Annotated in this window: 11 protein-coding genes; 2 read left to right on the forward strand and 9 right to left on the reverse strand. The window is 67.4% G+C overall.

Translation table 11 applies throughout. The annotated features are described in order from the left end of the window. Position 1: 1 nt before the first annotated feature. From I5E68_RS18495 to I5E68_RS18525, 7 genes are all read right to left on the reverse strand, one after another. The gene (locus I5E68_RS18495; protein ID WP_197166978.1) at positions 2–1267 is read right to left on the reverse strand and encodes a pyridoxal-phosphate-dependent aminotransferase family protein; all 1266 of its coding nucleotides are present in this window, start codon (positions 1265–1267) and stop codon (positions 2–4) included. Then, entirely contained in the window at positions 1257–2498 is a 1242-nt protein-coding gene (locus I5E68_RS18500; RefSeq protein WP_197166979.1) for an allantoate amidohydrolase, read from the reverse strand. The genes I5E68_RS18495 and I5E68_RS18500 overlap by 11 nt, the downstream gene beginning before the upstream one ends. A gap of 37 nt (positions 2499–2535) precedes the next feature. After that, entirely contained in the window at positions 2536–4113 is a 1578-nt protein-coding gene (locus I5E68_RS18505; protein WP_197166980.1) for a gamma-glutamyltransferase family protein, read from the reverse strand. Between the two features lie 13 nt (positions 4114–4126). Next, positions 4127–5059, reverse strand: coding sequence for a 5'-methylthioadenosine/S-adenosylhomocysteine nucleosidase (locus I5E68_RS18510; RefSeq protein ID WP_197166981.1), 933 nt, complete (start codon positions 5057–5059; stop codon positions 4127–4129). Next, the gene (locus I5E68_RS18515; protein ID WP_197167034.1) at positions 5059–6363 is read right to left on the reverse strand and encodes an NCS2 family permease; all 1305 of its coding nucleotides are present in this window, start codon (positions 6361–6363) and stop codon (positions 5059–5061) included. Before I5E68_RS18515 ends, I5E68_RS18510 begins: the two co-directional genes overlap by 1 nt. 86 nt (positions 6364–6449) lie before the next feature. Continuing rightward, complete coding sequence (locus tag I5E68_RS18520) at positions 6450–7823, reverse strand: AtzE family amidohydrolase (RefSeq protein ID WP_197167035.1); 1374 nt, start codon at positions 7821–7823, stop codon at positions 6450–6452. Continuing rightward, on the reverse strand, positions 7823–8002 hold the full coding sequence (locus I5E68_RS18525; protein WP_197166982.1) for a hypothetical protein: 180 nt from the start codon (positions 8000–8002) through the stop codon (positions 7823–7825). The genes I5E68_RS18520 and I5E68_RS18525 overlap by 1 nt, the downstream gene beginning before the upstream one ends. Before the next feature lie 566 nt (positions 8003–8568). Between I5E68_RS18525 and I5E68_RS18530 the strand changes: the two genes are divergently transcribed. Further along, positions 8569–11058: a TonB-dependent siderophore receptor gene (locus I5E68_RS18530; protein WP_228727349.1), complete on the forward strand. Its 2490-nt coding sequence runs from the start codon at positions 8569–8571 to the stop codon at positions 11056–11058. A gap of 109 nt (positions 11059–11167) precedes the next feature. Beyond that, on the forward strand, positions 11168–12277 hold the full coding sequence (locus I5E68_RS18535) for a purine nucleoside permease (protein ID WP_228727350.1): 1110 nt from the start codon (positions 11168–11170) through the stop codon (positions 12275–12277). Positions 12278–12331: 54 nt separating this feature from the next. On the opposite strand, the gene I5E68_RS18540 is transcribed toward I5E68_RS18535, so the two are convergent. Both I5E68_RS18540 and I5E68_RS18545 read right to left on the reverse strand, forming a co-directional pair. Beyond that, positions 12332–14002 carry a trehalase family glycosidase gene (locus I5E68_RS18540; RefSeq protein WP_197166983.1) on the reverse strand — a complete coding sequence of 557 codons (1671 nt, stop codon included), beginning with the start codon at positions 14000–14002 and terminating at the stop codon, positions 12332–12334. 189 nt (positions 14003–14191) lie between these two features. Beyond that, positions 14192–15814 carry a GMC family oxidoreductase gene (locus I5E68_RS18545; protein WP_197166984.1) on the reverse strand — a complete coding sequence of 541 codons (1623 nt, stop codon included), beginning with the start codon at positions 15812–15814 and terminating at the stop codon, positions 14192–14194. Positions 15815–15836 lie beyond the last annotated feature (22 nt).

Below are 15836 nucleotides of genomic sequence, written 5' to 3' on the forward strand. Positions count from 1 at the left end.
CTCATGCCCGCTCGTCCTGAACCGGCCGATCGGTCCATGCTGCCATCGCGGCGGGCACGGCTTCGCCCAGCGGCAGCGCGAAGCCGGCCATGCGCAGACTGGCCTCGAGCGCGCCAAGCGTGATCAGGACCTTGTGGCGCATCGCGTTGTAGCCCATCGCGCCCAGCCGCCAGACCTTGCCCTGCAGCGGCCCGAAGGCAGTGCCGATCTCGATCTCGAAGGCCTCGCGCATGGTCCGGCGCACAGCCTCGCCGTCGATGCCTTCGGGGATGTGGGCGCCGGTGACATTGGTCATGCGGTGGGCATCGTCGCCGAAGACCGTTAGCCCCATCGCGCGCAGGCCCGCAGTCATCGCCCGGCCCGCGCGGGCATGGCGGTCGTAGCGCGTCGCCAGTCCCTCTGCGAGCGCGACGCGGGCGCATTCGCGCGCGGCATAGAGCATCGAGGTCGCCTCGGTATGGTGGTTGAGGCGCTTTTCCGACCAGTAGTCCATGATCATCGCGAGATCGAAGTAGTTCGAGCCGATCCGCGGGCCCTGTCCGTCGACGAGCCCTGCCATGCGGATGCCCGCCTCGGTATGCCGGCGCGCGAAGATCTGCTCGGCAGCCGCCTCGGAAATGGTGATCGGGGCCGAGCCGGAGGGACCGCCAAGGCACTTCTGCAGGCCGCCGGTGACGACATCGACATCCCAGCGGTCGGCGGCGAGCTCCATCCCGCCGATGGTCGCAGTGGCATCGACGTAGGAAAGCGCGCCCGCAGCACGGCACAGCGCCCCGAACCCGTCGAGCGGCTGGGCCATGGTGGTCGAGGTATCGCCGTGGATCGTCGCGACGAGGCGCGGCGCGGTGCGCGCGATGGCATCGCTGATCGCCTCGAGCGGAACGACCTCGCCCCAGGGTGCCTCGACCGTCTCGATGCGCGCGCCGATGCGCTGCAGGATCTCGGTGAGGAGCAGGCCGAAGCGGCCGAAGTTGACCACCAGCACGGTGTCGCCGGGGCGCACAAGGCTGACCAGCGCCGCCTCGATCCCGGCGCGCGCGGTGCCGTCGACGAGCATCGTCCAGCGGTTGCGGGTGCCGAAGATCGGGCGGTAGAGCGCCATGACCTGCTCCATGTAGCCGGTCATCTCGGGATCGAACTGGCCGAGCAGGTCTGCCGACATCGCGCGCAGCACGCGCGGATGTGCATTGACCGGGCCGGGTCCCATGAGCAGGCGCTGGGGCGGGTCGATCTCGCCGAACAGCAGGGGATCGAGTTCAAGTGACATGCAATTCTCCCTCGCGCCGGGCGAGACCTTCGATGAAGCCAAGCATCGCGCCGAGCGCCGCCTCGGCGTCGGCGGGCTCGACATGTTCGGCCGGGTTATGGCTGATCCCGCCCTTGCAGCGGATAAACAGCATGGCGGTGGGGCACAGCGCGGCCATGTTCATGGCATCGTGGCCCGCGCCCGAGACGAGGCGGAAGGCGCGCTGTCCGGTGCGCTCGAGCGCTGCGTCCATCAATGCCATCAGCGCGGGATCGCATGGGCTGGGCGGCAGATCGTGAATGCGCTCGATCTCGAAGTCGAGCCGGCGCGCGGCGGCGATGCCTTCGATGGCCGCGAGAATGGCTTTCGCGACACGGTCGCGCCGCGCAGCGTGCCCCGCGCGCACGTCGATGGTGAAGCGTACCTCGCCCGCGATGACGTTGGCAGCCCCCGGCATGGCCTCGATCCGCCCGACCGTCGCCACCGCATCGCCGCCCTCCTCGCGCGCCGCGTGTTCGATCGCGAGCACCATCTCGGCGGCACCGGCAAGCGGATCGCGGCGCAGCTTCATCGAACTGGTGCCTGCGTGACCGGCAAGTCCGTGCACGGCGATGGCATAGCGCAGCTGCGCGGCGATCCCGGTTACCGTGCCGAGCGCCAGCCCCTCGTCCTCGAGCACCGGGCCTTGCTCGATGTGTGCCTCGAGGTAGGCCAGCACCTCGCCCGGCTCGCGCCGTGCCGCAAGATAGAGCGCGGGATCGATCCCTTCCTCGCGCAGGCCAATACCCGCCGCATCGACGAGCGAGAGCGCATCCGCATCGAGTGTGCCCGCAACTGCGCGGCTGGTCAGCATGGCGGCAGGAAAGCGCGAGCCCTCCTCGTCGCCGAAGGCATAGACCTCGATGGCGAAAGGCAGGCGTTGCCCCGAGGCATGAAGCGCCGCGACGCATTCCACGCCGAGCATGATGCCGAGCGGCCCGTCGTAATGCCCGCCGTCGCGCACCGAATCGAGGTGGCTGCCGATGATCAGCGCCGGAGCGCCGGGGCTGGCCCCCTCGTAGCGCCCGACAAGGTTCGCGGCGGCATCGCGGCGCACCGCCATGCCCGCCTCCTCCATCCAGCCCGCCAGCGCCTCTTGCGCAGCGCGATAGGCGGGTGTGAGATAGCCGCGATAGAGCCCGCCCGCGATGTCGGAGAAAGGCGCGACGCCCAGCGCGTCGCAACGCGCGACGGCCCTGCTGCCTCCGCTCATGCCGCCTTGTGCGATTTCGCGCGCGCTCGTCATCATCTCAGCAGCCCACCGCCGCGCCGTCGCTGCGCGGATCGCTGCCCCCCTCGAAGCTGCCGTCGACGAGGCGCACGATCGCCCCTGCATGGCCCATCATCGCGGTCAGCGGCCCGACGCGCTCGACGTCGTGGCCTGCCTCGGCAAGCTGGGCGTAAAGGCTCTCGTCGAAGCCGTCCTCGAGCTTGAGCGAGGTCGTGGCATCGCCCCAAGTACGCCCGAGCAGCCAGCGCGGGGCCGAGATGGCCTCCTGCAGATCGACGCCAAAGCGCGCGTAGCGGCTGAACAGCGCGGCCTGCGTCTGCGGCTGGCCCTCGCCGCCCATCGTGCCGTAGGCCATGATCCGCCCGTCCTCGAACGCGGCCAGTGCGGGGTTGAGCGTGTGGAACGGTTTTCGACCTGGCTTCAGCGCATTCCAGCCATCCTCGGCCAGACGGAACGAGGAGCCGCGGTTCTGCCAGGTGATCCCGGTGCCGGGCAGGACCAGCCCCGAGCCGAACTCGAAGTAGGTCGACTGGATGCAGGAGACCACGCGGCCTTGCGCGTCGGCTGCCGCGAACCAGCAGGTGTCACCCAGTTGCGGCTCATTGGGCCAACGCAAGGCGCGCTCGGGATCGATCCGGGCGGCCAGTTCGTCGAGCGCTGCATCGTCGTCGAGCAGGCCCTGGAAATCGAAGTCGGTATAGGCCGTGTCGCCGACGTGTTCGTCGCGCAGCAGGAAGGCCTGCTTGGTCGCCTCGACGAGGCCGTGGACATGGGCGAAGCCGTCTGCGCCCTTGGCAGCGAGCTTGTCGAACAGCGCGAGGATCACCAGCGAGGCGAAGCCTTGCGTGGGCGGAGCGCTGTTGTAGAGCCGCGCGCCCGCAATGCCGACGTGCAGCGGCTCGGGTCTGCTCGCCTCATGCGCGATCAGGTCCTGTGCACGCAGCGGCGAGCCCAGTGCGGCAAGGTCGGCGGCGATACTGCTCGCGAGCGCACCGCGGTAGAAATCGTCGAGCCCGCCCCGTGCCAGAGCGCGCAGGGTTGCGGCAAGGCGCGGCTGGCGCAGGACGTCCCCCTCGCGCAAGGGACGTCCCTCTGGCTCGAAGGTCTCGGCCCAGGCGCCGGGCTGGCCGCGCAGTTCCTCGCCCTTGGCGGCGGCAATGGCGGCCCCGCCTGCGGTGACCGCGACACCCTCCTCGCCGTAACGGATCGCATCGCGCAACAGGCGTTCGAGCGGCAGAGTGCAGCTTTTATCCGAGAGCGCCGCCTGCCAGGCCGAGATCGTGCCCGCGACCGTGTTCGCCGCGAGGGGGCCCCGCGTCGGGACCACCTCGTGCCCTTCATAAAGCGCGAGGTCGGCATTGCCCGCCGCACCGCCGCAGCCGTGGATTGCGTGAACGCGACCGTCGGGTTCGCGGATCAGCCAGAAGCCGTCGCCGCCGATCCCGGTCATGTGCGGGTAGACGACGGCAAGGCACGCGGCGACGGCGACGCAGGCCTCGATGGCTGTGCCGCCCTCGGCAAGCACGTCGCACCCCGCCTTCGCGGCGAGGTGATGGGGCGCGGTGACGATGCCCTTGCTGGCGGTGACGGTCTTCATCGTGGGTTCCCGCTCAGTCCGGCAGAGCCGCGAGGAAAGCGCGCACGACATGCGCGGAATTGACCGAGGCGAGCGCCATGAAGGTGTTCATCTGGTTCTCGCCGGTATCGCCGCCCGCAAGGTCGGAAAGCGAGCGGAAGACGATTGCGGGTACCTCGTTGGCATAGGCCACCTGCACCACGGCCGCGCTCTCCATGTCGAGCACGCGCGCCCCCCAGGCCTCCTGCAGGTATTCGCGGAACTCCTTGTTGTCGGCGAAGACCCCGGCGCTGACGCCGGTGCCGCCGACGACCACCTTGGGTTCCTTGACGAGACAATGCTCGCCGCTCGCGCTGCCTGCTGCCCCGGTGCAGCGCTGCAGCGTGATTTTGGCGGTCACATCCTTGGCAAGGTCGAGCAGCCCGGGATCGACGGCAAGGGTATAGTGGCGCTGCGAAGGCTCGCTGGCATTGCCCACGCGCACCCCGCGCGGAAACATCATGTCCCAGTTCTTCGGTGCCTCGGCATCGACCGGCTCGGGCACGACCCAGCCCTTGTCCGTCTTTCGCGCGAAGGAGACCTCGAGGTACTGCGCCCAATCCTTCGCGACGATGACGTCACCGATCGAGAGCTCGGGATCGACCCCGCCCGCGATGCCGGAAAAGACGATGCGCTTGACGTTGAAACGGTCGAGCACGAGCTGGGTGTTCATCGCCGCGTTGACCATGCTGACCCCGCTCTGCATCAGCACCACCGGCTTGCCCTCAAGCGTGCCGACGAGGAAGGTCAGACCGTTGGCGTGATATTCCCGGGGCGCTTCGATGGCCGGGGCCATGGCGTCCCATTCGGGCGCGAAGGCGGTCATCACCACGGTGCGCGCGGTATCGTCGAAGCGCTCGGCAGCGGCCTCGGCGGGCAGCGCGCAAAGCGCCATGGTGGCTGCAAGAGTGTACGAAACGAAGCGCATCAGGCGGCTCCCATCCAGACGAAGCGGATTACAAAAAGCAGGGCGAGTACAAGCAGGAACCAGTCGGCCTTGCGGATCGTCCCGCGCGCCATCTTGAGAATTGCGTGGGCGGTGATGCCGAAGGCGAGGCCATTGGCGATCGAGAAGGTCAGCGGGATCATCGCGACGGTGAGGAACGCGGGGATCGCCGAGAGCGGGTCCTCCCATTCGACCTCGGTCAGGGGCAGGCACATCATGCCACCCACGATGATCAACGCGGGCGCGGTTGCGGCCAGCGGGATCAGCTGCGCATAGGGCGCCACGAACATCATCGCGAGGAACAGCACGCCGGTGACGACGGCGGTAAGGCCGGTGCGCCCGCCGACCTGCACGCCCGCCGCGCTCTCGACGTAGCTGGTGACGGTGCTCGTACCCGCCATCGAGCCGACGATGGTGGCGGTCGCGTCGGTCACGAGGATACGGTTGAGGCGCGGGATTTTGCCGTCAGAGCCGATCAGTCCGGCACGCTTGGTCACCGCGACGAGCGTGCCGATGTTGTCGAACAGGTCGACGAAGAGGAAAACGAAGAGGATCTCGAGCAGGCCAAGGCCGTGGCTGCCCGAAACCCCGAACACGCCCGCGAGGTCGAGCTGGAACAGCGTGCCGGTCATCGCCTCGAGCGAATAGGGTTCGGGGCTCAGCGTCACCATGCCGAAGAGCCAGCCGAGCACGGTGGTGGCAACGATCCCGATCAGCATCGCGCCGCGCACGTTCCACACGCTGAGTGCACCGATCAGGACGAGGCCGAAGATCGCGAGCGCGGGCGCCGGTGCCTTGAGGTCGCCGAGCGCGACGAAAGTGGCCGGGTTGGCGACGACGATGCCGGCATCCTTGAGGCCGATGAAGCCGATGAACAGCCCGATGCCGCCCGCGACCGCCGCGAAGAGGTACTGCGGGATCGAATGGACGATGAGCTGGCGCACCCCGGTCAGGGTGAGCACCAGAAAGGCGATGCCCGAGATGAACACGCAGCCCAGCGCAACCTGCCAGGGAATGCCCATCTGCTGCACGACGGTGAAGCTGAAGTAGGCGTTGAGCCCCATGCCCGGCGCGAGCGCGAGCGGCGTGTTCGAGGTGAGCCCCATCAGGATCGAGGCGAAGGCCGCGGCAAAGCAGGTCGCGGCGGCGACTGCGGCTACGGGCATGCCCGCGGTGCCGAGGATCGCAGGATTGACCAGCACGATGTAGGCCATGGTCAGGAAGGTGGTGAAACCCGCGAGTACCTCGGTGCGCGCAGTCGTGCCGCGCTCGCTCAGCGCGAACATGCGCTCGAGGCGCCCGGGCGCGCCGCTCCCACCTTGCCCCTCGCCGGGTGGTCCCGCCGACGGACTGGTCAACGGCTCTGTCTGGCTCACGCGTCTATCCCCCTGCTGCCCGCAAGCGCCCCCGCAGGGAACGCCTCCGGCACTGTCACCCCGATGAAACCCTCGTCCTCGAGCCGCTTCGCGAAAGCGAAGAGCGTACCCTCGCAGCCCGGCCTGCCGATAAGCTGGAGGCCAAGCGGCAGTTGCCCGGGACGCCTGAGCGGCACTGCCAGCGAAGGCAGGCCGAGAAATGTGATCGCCTGGGTATGGATGCCCAGGTCCGCACGCGCCGCGCTCATCGCGCCGTCGATCTCGATGCGCGGGTCCGCAACGCTCGGCGCCGTGCAAGGCGTCGCCGGAGCAAGCAGCACGTCATGATCCGCGATCAGGTCGAGCACCGGTGCCTTGTAACGCGCGCGGAAGGCCTGCGCCTCCTCGTAGATCGCCTCGGGCAGCAGCGCGCCTGCGAGCAGGCGGTCGCGCACTTGCGGGTCGTAGGACATAGCCGCGCGCGCGAGCGTCTCGCGGTGCAACCTGCCGCCCTCGCAGGCGGTGATGACGAAGGCCGCCGAGCGCGCACGGGCTATGTCGGGAATGACCAGCGGCGCAGCGGCGCTGTCCATCGCCCTGGCGATACTGTCCATCGCTGCAAGCTGCGCAGGGTCGGCATTGTCACGAAAGCGACCGCCCAGCCGCGCGACCTTGAGCGAAGATGGCGCAGCGCTCGCAGGCCCGCCGGTGAGCACCTCCCACAAGAGTACCATGTCGGCGATGCTCCCGGTGAACGGGCCGACATCGTCGAAGCTCTCGGCAAAGGGGAAGACGCCCTCGAGCGGCAGCGCGCCGTGTGTCGGCTTGAGACCGTAGAGCCCGCATAGGCTGGCGGGCACGCGCACCGAGCCATTGGTGTCAGAGCCCAGCGAAAAGGGCATCAGCCCTGCCGCGACCATTGCGGCCGAACCGCCCGAGGAGCCCCCGGCGAGCCGGCTCGGGTCATGCGGGTTGCGGGTCGTGCCATGGCGCGCGTTGATGGTCGCAAAACCATAGGCGAATTCGTCCATGTTGAGCGTCGCGACGAGCACCCCACCGGCTGCGCGCAAACGCTCGACCGCCTCAGCATCGCGGCCTGCCGCCGGCGCATCGTCGAAGATGGCCGAACCCGCACTCGTCGCGATGCCCGCAACGTCGAACAGGTCCTTAACCCCGTAAGGCACCCCGGCGAGGGGCCCGGGGTCCTCACCGCGCGCGACCATGGCGTCGACCCTGCGCGCCTCGTCGCGCGCACGTTCCGACAGCACCCGGGTGACGGCGACGAGCGGCCCTGCCCGCTCCTCGAGTGCCGCGAGGCACTGTTCGGTCACCGCGACGGCGCTCAACATTCCGTGGCGCACGCCATGCGCGATTTCGAGCGCCGAGCGCATCATGCAGCCGCGCCTTCCCCGCCCCGCATGCGCGCGACGTGGCGTTCGAGCAGCGCGAGATTGTCGGCCACGCCCTGTGCACAGGCCGAGGGTATGACGATGCCGCGCGCCGTAGCGACGCGCGCGATCTCGTCCGGGCTGCGCGGGACCGAAGCGGGGGCCGGATTTGCAGGCGGCATCGATACTCCTTCGTGTGGCGTGTGGGCGCCAGCGCCTTCGGCTCGCGCGCGGCCAGACCGCTCGACGCCGTTCTCCACCTTCACGATCATGCCTCGTTGTGCGGGTGCGAACAATGCCCTGTCCATGCGTCACGCACGAGATTGATGCGCGACGCCATGGCCTTGCACGCCACACCACAGAAAGGATGGCTGGCGAGCGAGCGGAACGCGGGCATGGCTGAAGAGACGCGAACGGGCATGTCTGCGCCTAGTGCCGCTCAGACGCCGCCACATCAAACGCAATGAAACGAACATATCGTTGCAAAAATCAGAGCACCATTACGCTGGTTTAACGCGCTCTATTTTTGGCAACGCCTCGTCGAATTCATTGCATTTGCCTGCACGTCGAGGCCGACATAGCCTCGCCAGCAACGACGAGAAGCGACCTCGGCAGGAACCCGGAACTTAAAAGCCGGACCGCTCGGGGAGCCAGAGCCAAACGGGACGTGGATCCACCGGAAGGTACGAATGCATACGCGAAAGCGGGTCAGGGCCTGCTCTCGCGCAATAGTCATGAGGGGCTTCTAATGCTGGATTTCGACCTGCCTGACGGCGGAGCAAACGCGCCTGCCGGGCGTCTTCGCACTCTTCACAAGCCTGCGCTGCGCAAGCCGATCCTCGCGATCGCCGCTGGCCTTATGGGCTGTACCGCGCTGACCGCACCCGCAATGGCGCAGGACGACGCCGAAGAGCCACAGCGCGAGATCATCGTCACCGGCGCGCTCGACGCGCTCCCCGTCGCCGACGTCGGCTCGGTCTTCGGCTTCGACAAGACGCTGGTCGAGACCCCGCGTTCGGCCTCGACGATCTCGGCCGAACAGATGGAGCGCTTCGGCATCACCGAGATCTACGATCTCGTCGCGCAGTCGCCGGGCACCTTCACCAACTCGTTCTTCGGCGTGGGCGGTGCGCTCGACATCCGCGGCACTCCCGGCGAGGTCTACTTCCGCGGCGTGCGCCGCCTCGACAACCCGGGCAACTATCCCACCCCGATCGCTGCTGCGGACCGCATCGACATCGTGCGCGGCCCGGCCTCGCCGATCTACGGCCCCTCGAAGACCGGCGGCTACATGAACTTCGTACCGCGCTCGGCGCGCGTCCAGGGCGGCTCGTTCATGGCCAGCCCCGAAGGCAAGGTAACCTTCACCGGCGGCAGCTGGGAGAAGGCCAACCTCTCCGCCCAGATCCGCGGCCCCGGCTCGATCGGCGCGCAGGAATTCGGCTACTCGCTCTACGCCGAACTCGAGGATTCGGGCAGCTACTATGACAACATGTCGACCAAGCAGACCATCCTGCAGGCGGCCTTCGACACCGACCTGACCCCGGACCTGCGCCTCGAATTCGGCGGCATGTACCAGAACTACAAGGGCCAGCAGAACGGTGGCTGGAACCGCCTGACGCAGGACCTCGTCGACAACGGCACCTATATCACCGGCTCGGCGATCTCGCTCGATACCGACGGCGATGGCCAGATGTCGGTAGAGGAGATCAACGCGGCAGTTCCCGGCGGCCTCTCGATCTTCGGTGGCTTCCAGTGCGGCGGCAACGTCTTCGCCAGCTCGATCACCGATGCCTGTTATGGCCCCGGCAGCGGCTACGAGCTGCTCGCCCTGCAGGACACCGGCACCACCACGCTGAGCCGCCGCAAGACGCTGACCGGCAAGAACGACCGCCTCGACAACCGTGGCACCACGCTTTACGCCGACCTGATCTGGACCGGTCCCGGGGACCTCGAGATCAAGAACCAGATGTTCTACGACAGCTACGAGAACATGAACGAGAACGCTTACGGCTTCTCGCAATTCCATGATTCCTACGTGTTCGAGGACAAGATTGTCATCTCCAAGGCGTTCGACACCGACGCCGGTAAGTTCTCGTTCCAGCTTTCGCCCTCGATCCGCTACACGCACTTCAAGCATGGCGAGGATTTCAACTACGAGTACTTCCACCGTGTCGACCTGACACAGGGCTACACGCCTGCCAGCGACCGCCTGCTCTCGACCGAGTGTGACTGCAACTACACCGGCTATGTCTCGGGTCACTACACCGATCTCGCCTTCGCAGCGCTCACCGACCTCGACTTCAACTTCGGTCTCGATGTGACGCTGGGTGCCCGCTACGACACGATCAAGGGCGTTTCGAACTACAACATCGGCAAGATGGAAGCCGACCCCGGCTTTTCGGGCGCCTCGGACCGGGACGGTGCGTGGTCTTGGTCGGCCAGCGCCTCCTACCAGTTGCCCTTCGGCCTGCGCCCTTACGGCACCATCGCGCGCCAGTCGGTGGTCATCGCGGGACAGGGTGCCGAACTCGATCCCGAAAACGTCGCGGGCGGCACCTGGATCACCGCCTCCAAGCTCTACGAAGGCGGCATCAAGGGCTCCTGGCTCGACGAGACGCTCTATGCGGCTGTCTCGATCTACAAGCAGGAACGCACCGACTATTCGGCCCAGTCGAGCACGGTGAACCAGGCGGTCGAGACCAAGGGACTCGAGGCCGAACTGCGCTGGGCGGTGGACGAGCACCTGCTCATCACTGGCGCCTATACGCGCACCAAGGTCTACAACCTGACCTTCCTCGAAGAGGGCACGGCGTTCAGCTTCTTTGGCATCGACGACCTCGTCAACGTCTCCGATCCGACGCTCTACCTCGGCGGCCAGCCGATCGGTCTCGTTCCGATCGAGAACAAGGAACAGTCGCGCCGCGCCGGCATCCCGACCAACCTCTACTCGCTGACCGGCACCTACGCCTTCGACAATGGCCTCGCTTTCGCGGGCAGCATGGTCGCGGTGGATTCGGTCTATTCGGGCCAGTCGCAGGCGGTGAAGCTGCCCGCCTACGTCCTGTTCGATGCGAGCGCGTCCTACAGCACCGGCCCCTGGGACCTGCGTCTGGTGGTCAAGAACGTGACCAACGAGAAGTACTTCCGCGCCAACTTCACCGAACTGTTCGGCTCGACCATCGTCCTGCCCGAACGTCCGCGCAGTTTCCAGGCGACGGTCTCGTACAACTTCTGATCCGGCTACCGGCAGCGCTCCCTACGCGCTGCCGGACCCTCCCGGCGCGGGATGCGGCACCCAACCCGCATCCCGCGCCTTTTTCCTTACCCTCGATGAAAGGTCCGCGATGCCCTTGCTTCCCCGCATGGCCGCGCTCGTCGGCGCATGTCTCGCCCTCCCGCTCGGCGCCCTGCCCGCAACTGCTGCTGACGCGGCTCCCTCGGCCATGGCCTGCAAGCCTGCCGCCGCGTGCGAGACCAAGATCCCGGTCAAGGTGGTGATCGTCTCGCTGTTCGAGATCGGCGAGGACGAGGGCGATACCGCGGGCGAGTTCCAGCTGTGGAAGGAACGCCGCGGCCTGACCCAGCGCATCGCCTTCCCCCAGGGCTTCCACGACCTATACTACAACTCCGAGACGCAGGTGCTGGGCATGGTGACCGGCATCGGCACCTCGCGCTCGACCGCCTCGACCATGGCGCTCGGTCTCGACGAGCGTTTCGACCTGCGCCAGGCCTACTGGCTGGTCGCGGGCATCGCCGGGATCGATCCCGAGGACGCGACAATCGGCTCGGTCGCCTGGGCGCGCTACGTCGTCGACGGTGACCTCGCTCACGAGATCGACGCGCGCGAGATTCCAGCCGACTGGAAGACCGGTTATTTCGCACGCGGCACGCAAGGGCCCAACGACAAGACCACCCCCGTCGATCCCGAAAGCGGCGAGGTCTTCGCCATCAACCCCTCGCTCGAAAGCTGGGCCTTCAGGCTCACCAAGGATGTCAAGCTGCCCGACACGCCCGCCATCGCTGCCGAGCGGCGGGCCTTCGCCGGTTACCCGATGGCGCAAAAGCCGCCCTTCGTGCTCGAGGGCGAGCAGCTTTCGGCAATGACCTTCTGGCACGGCAAGCTCCTCACGGACTGGGCCAACGACTGGGTCGACTACTGGACGAAGGGCAAGGGCGAGTTCGTTACCTCGGCGATGGAGGATACCGGCGTGATGCAGGCGATGACCCGCCTCGATGCGAGCGGGCGCGTCGACGCCGAGCGCGTGCTGGTGCTGCGCGCGGGCTCCAACTTCACCATGCCGCCCGAGGGCACCGATGCCGCGACCTACCTGCTGCGCGAGAACGAAGGCTACGCGGGGCTCGAGGCCGCGGTCGAGAACCTCTACACGGTGGGCTCGGTCGTCGTCGACGAACTGCTGGGCAACTGGGACACTTATGCTGCCAAGACGCCCTGAGCGCCAAGCGAACGGAGCGCTGGCGGAGGCGGCCCGCTTCTTGCGTCCTCCACGTCAATTGCGCTGGCAGCCCCCCTCGCCTGCCAGCGCCGGATAGGCCGCCTGCAGCGCGCGCGTGACGCCGTTGGTCCAGCCGAAGCCGTCCTGCGTCGGGTATTCGCCGCCACCGCCCGCGACCTGCTGCTCGACGTTGTATTTCTCGAGCAACTTGCCGCTGGCGCAGTATTCGCGAGCGACCGTGGCGAGGAAGCGTGCCGCGATTTCGCGGGCAAGCTCTGGCCTGCCCACGCGCCGGGCGGCATCGATGGCGATCCATTGCAGGGGTGCCCAGCCATTGGGTGCATCCCACTGCTGGCCGGTATCGACGAGGCTGGTGCGCAGCCCCCCTTGCGCGACGAGGCGGCTCTCGACCGTCTGGAGCACGCGGCCGCTCCGCGCCGGTGCGGCAAGGCCGGTGAACAGCGGGTAGACGCTTGCCGCGGTAAGCCCTGGACGGATCGAGTGCGCATCGAGGTCGTAGTCTCCGTAACGCGCGCCCGCCTCGTCCCAGAGCCAGCGCTCGACCGCTACCCGCCGCGCCGCCGCAAGGTCGGCGAAGCGGTCGACGCAGGCGCGCTCGCCCGCCTCGCGACAGGTCGAGGCGATGGCCTGTTCGAGCCCGAAGAGCAGAGCGTTGAGATCGACCGGAACCACATCCATCGTATCGATCGTCGCCATCGTGCGCCCGTCGGCGAACCAGCGCGAGGAAAAGTCCCAGCCGCTTTCCGCCGCCGCGCGGATGTCGGGGTAGAGCTCGTCCGGTGCCCTGCCGGTCTCGGCCCGCAGCGCGGCATCCTCGCCCCAGCTTTCCTCGCGCGGTCGCGCGACCGGCGACGCATAGCGAGACAGGAGGGCCCCGTCGGGCATGCGCACCTGATGTTCGCCGCTCGTCCAGAAGGCATGCTCGCGCTTCATCGCCGCGAGGCGGCGCTCACGCGGCACCGGGTCCCGCGACTTCGAGAGACCGACCATGAGGTAATAGAACGGCGGCTGCGAGCGCGTGACATAGTAGCTGCGCGTGCCGTTGGGCACATGCCCGAAGCGCTCGATCAGTGCGGTGAAGTCGTCGATCATCGCTTCGACGAGATCGTCGCGGCCATCGACGCGCAGGCCCAGCATCGTGAAGTAGCTGTCCCAGTAGTACATCTCGCGAAACCGCCCTCCCGGTACGACGTAGGGCCGTTCCAGCGCGATGACGGAGCTGCCGGGCGCAGGCTTGGAAGGCTCGCGCGCAAGCTGGCTCCACAGCAGCACGATGTGGCGTGCCAGAGGTATCCGCCGACGCGCTGGCGCGAGCGTACCGGGCTGTGCGGGCACCGTGAAGTTGTCTTCCACGAAGGCACGCAACGCATCGACGCCTTGCGGTGGCTGCGCACAATAGTCGGCCATGATCGCATCCGGGGCGCGGCGTGGCTCGGCATCGGCGAAAGTCTTGCTGTCGGGATAAAGCCGCGCCTCCTGCACCGCCACGAAGAGCGGGCCGAACAGGTCGAGCGGGGTCGGTGCCTGCTCTCCGCTCGCCGGGACATGCGGACAGGCGATAGCCGTGTGCGATGCTTCGGGCGATGCCTGCGCGAGATTTGCCGGGGCGCAAACGAGCGCGCCGAGCGCCGATGCCGCGCCAAAGCCCCTGAATGGGCTGCGCGTGCCGGTGCCTTGCCGCGTCGTGCCCCGTCGTCTCGCCATTGCCTGCCCCCTGCCACCTTATGCCGCAGCGCTATCATCATCGCGCCCATGGCCTTTCAGGACAAGCACGCACACCCGCGCCTGCCCTTTCCCGAAAGGACGAGGCCGGCCCGGGTTCCCCCGGACCGGCCTCTCTTCTTGCAGGCAGGCTATGCGACCCTGCCGGGCTCGCCCCGACCGAGCCTTACCTCAAGCCGTCTGTGCGGCCCTGGCGAAGTAAGTCTCGACCAGCATCTTCGAGGCATGACGCGCGAGCGCCTGCGTCGGGGCATTGGTATTTCCGCTGATGATCTGCGGCATGACCGAGGCGTCGATCACGTGGAGCGCCTCGATGCCCTTCACCTTGAGGCGGGCATCGACGACCGCCATCGGATCGGAAGCCTTGCCCATCTTGCAGGTGCCGACCGGGTGCCACATCGTCGTCGCGACCTGCTTGACGAAGCCGCCGATCTCCTCGTCGCTCTGCACGTTCGCACCGGGGACGAATTCCTCCTCGATGACCTCGGCGAGCGAGCGCTGCTCCATCACCTTGCGCACCGACTTGACCGCAGCGATGCCGACCTCGAGGTCGTAGTCGTCGCCAATGAAGTTGGGATTGATCAGCGGCATCGACGTCGGGTCGGCATCGGCCAGCCGTACCCAGCCGCGGCTGCGCGGCTGGAGAACGACCGTGGCGAAGGTAACGCCCGAGCGCGACCCGCTCGGGTTGAGGCCATCCTCGGAGATGATCGGCTCGTGGTAGCACTGGACCGTGGGCGCATCGCTATCGAGCTTGTCCGGGTCCCAATAGGACACCGTCTCGATGCCGTTGCCCGAGGCCGGGCCGTCGCCAGTGAGCAGATAGCGCGCACCCGATGCGAACATGCCCACGCCTTGCGCGGCGGCCTGGTAGCCCATCTTGCCCTTCACGAAGGCGGCGATGGGAATGATCGGGTGATCGTGCAGGTTCTCGCCCATGCCCTTGATATCGGCGATGCACGGAATGCCGAACTTCTCGAGCTGCTCGCGCTGGCCAAGCCCCGAATGCATCAGGATCTTGGGGCTCTGCACCGCGCCTGCCGACATGATCACGAGACCGGCTGCGATCTCTTCCTCGGTATCGCCGTTGCGCACCCGCACGCCGACGGCGCGCTTGCCCTCGATCAGCACCTTGGTGACCGTGCGCGAGGTCAGCAGCGCGACCCGGCCCGTCTTCACGTGCGGGTGGAGATAGGCCACCGCCGCGCTGGCACGCTTGCCCTTGTCGGTGTTCGACTGGACGGGGGAGACGCCGGTCTGGCGCTCCCCGTTGTAATCGGCGTTATAGTCGAGCCCGAACTCCTGGAAGGCGCGCATGCAGCGCTGGTTGAGCTCGTTGATGCCCTGGGGCAATTCGACCGAGAGCGGCCCGTCGATGCCGTGATACTTGTTGTGGAAGGTGTCGTTGCGTTCCTGTTCGATGTAGGTCTGGCGCATCGTCTCCCACGACCAGTCACCCTCGTCGCCGACCGCTTCCTGCCATGCATCGAAGTCCTGCTTCTGCCCGCGCACATAGCACATCGCATTGACCGAGGTGCCTCCGCCGACAACCTTGCCCATGCGATAGCGCCGGTTCTGGCCGTTCACTTCGACAGTCTCGTAAGGCCAGACCGCAGTGTCCTTGGCTAGAAGCTTAGAATAGCCCGCCGGGATATGGATCATCGGATTGCGATCCATCGGCCCGGCCTCGATTACCGCGATGGTCTGGTCGGTATGGCGCGCGAGATAGTCCGCGACCACGCAACCGGCGGCGCCGCTGCCCACGATGACCACGTCGAAATGCTTGACTGACATAGCAAATCCTTTCTTGTTATTA

It is taken from the genome of Novosphingobium aureum (assembly GCF_015865035.1).
Taxonomy (GTDB): Bacteria; Pseudomonadota; Alphaproteobacteria; order Sphingomonadales; family Sphingomonadaceae; genus Novosphingobium; species Novosphingobium aureum.

Excerpts from the sequence above, each read along its gene's own strand:
- I5E68_RS18505 (WP_197166980.1), bottom strand. The coding sequence starts at position 4,113 with ATGAAGACCGTCACCGCCAGCAAGGGCATCGTCACCGCGCCCCATCAC.
- I5E68_RS18545 (WP_197166984.1), bottom strand. The coding sequence starts at position 15,814 with ATGTCAGTCAAGCATTTCGACGTGGTCATCGTGGGCAGCGGCGCCGCC.
- I5E68_RS18515 (WP_197167034.1), bottom strand. The coding sequence starts at position 6,363 with ATGTTCGCGCTGAGCGAGCGCGGCACGACTGCGCGCACCGAGGTACTC.
- I5E68_RS18495 (WP_197166978.1), bottom strand. The coding sequence starts at position 1,267 with ATGTCACTTGAACTCGATCCCCTGCTGTTCGGCGAGATCGACCCGCCC.
- I5E68_RS18535 (WP_228727350.1), top strand. The coding sequence starts at position 11,168 with ATGCCCTTGCTTCCCCGCATGGCCGCGCTCGTCGGCGCATGTCTCGCC.
- I5E68_RS18500 (WP_197166979.1), bottom strand. The coding sequence starts at position 2,498 with ATGAGCGGAGGCAGCAGGGCCGTCGCGCGTTGCGACGCGCTGGGCGTC.
- I5E68_RS18540 (WP_197166983.1), bottom strand. The coding sequence starts at position 14,002 with ATGGCGAGACGACGGGGCACGACGCGGCAAGGCACCGGCACGCGCAGC.
- I5E68_RS18520 (WP_197167035.1), bottom strand. The coding sequence starts at position 7,823 with ATGCGCTCGGCGCTCGAAATCGCGCATGGCGTGCGCCACGGAATGTTG.
- I5E68_RS18525 (WP_197166982.1), bottom strand. The coding sequence starts at position 8,002 with ATGCCGCCTGCAAATCCGGCCCCCGCTTCGGTCCCGCGCAGCCCGGAC.
- I5E68_RS18530 (WP_228727349.1), top strand. The coding sequence starts at position 8,569 with ATGCTGGATTTCGACCTGCCTGACGGCGGAGCAAACGCGCCTGCCGGG.
- I5E68_RS18510 (WP_197166981.1), bottom strand. The coding sequence starts at position 5,059 with ATGCGCTTCGTTTCGTACACTCTTGCAGCCACCATGGCGCTTTGCGCG.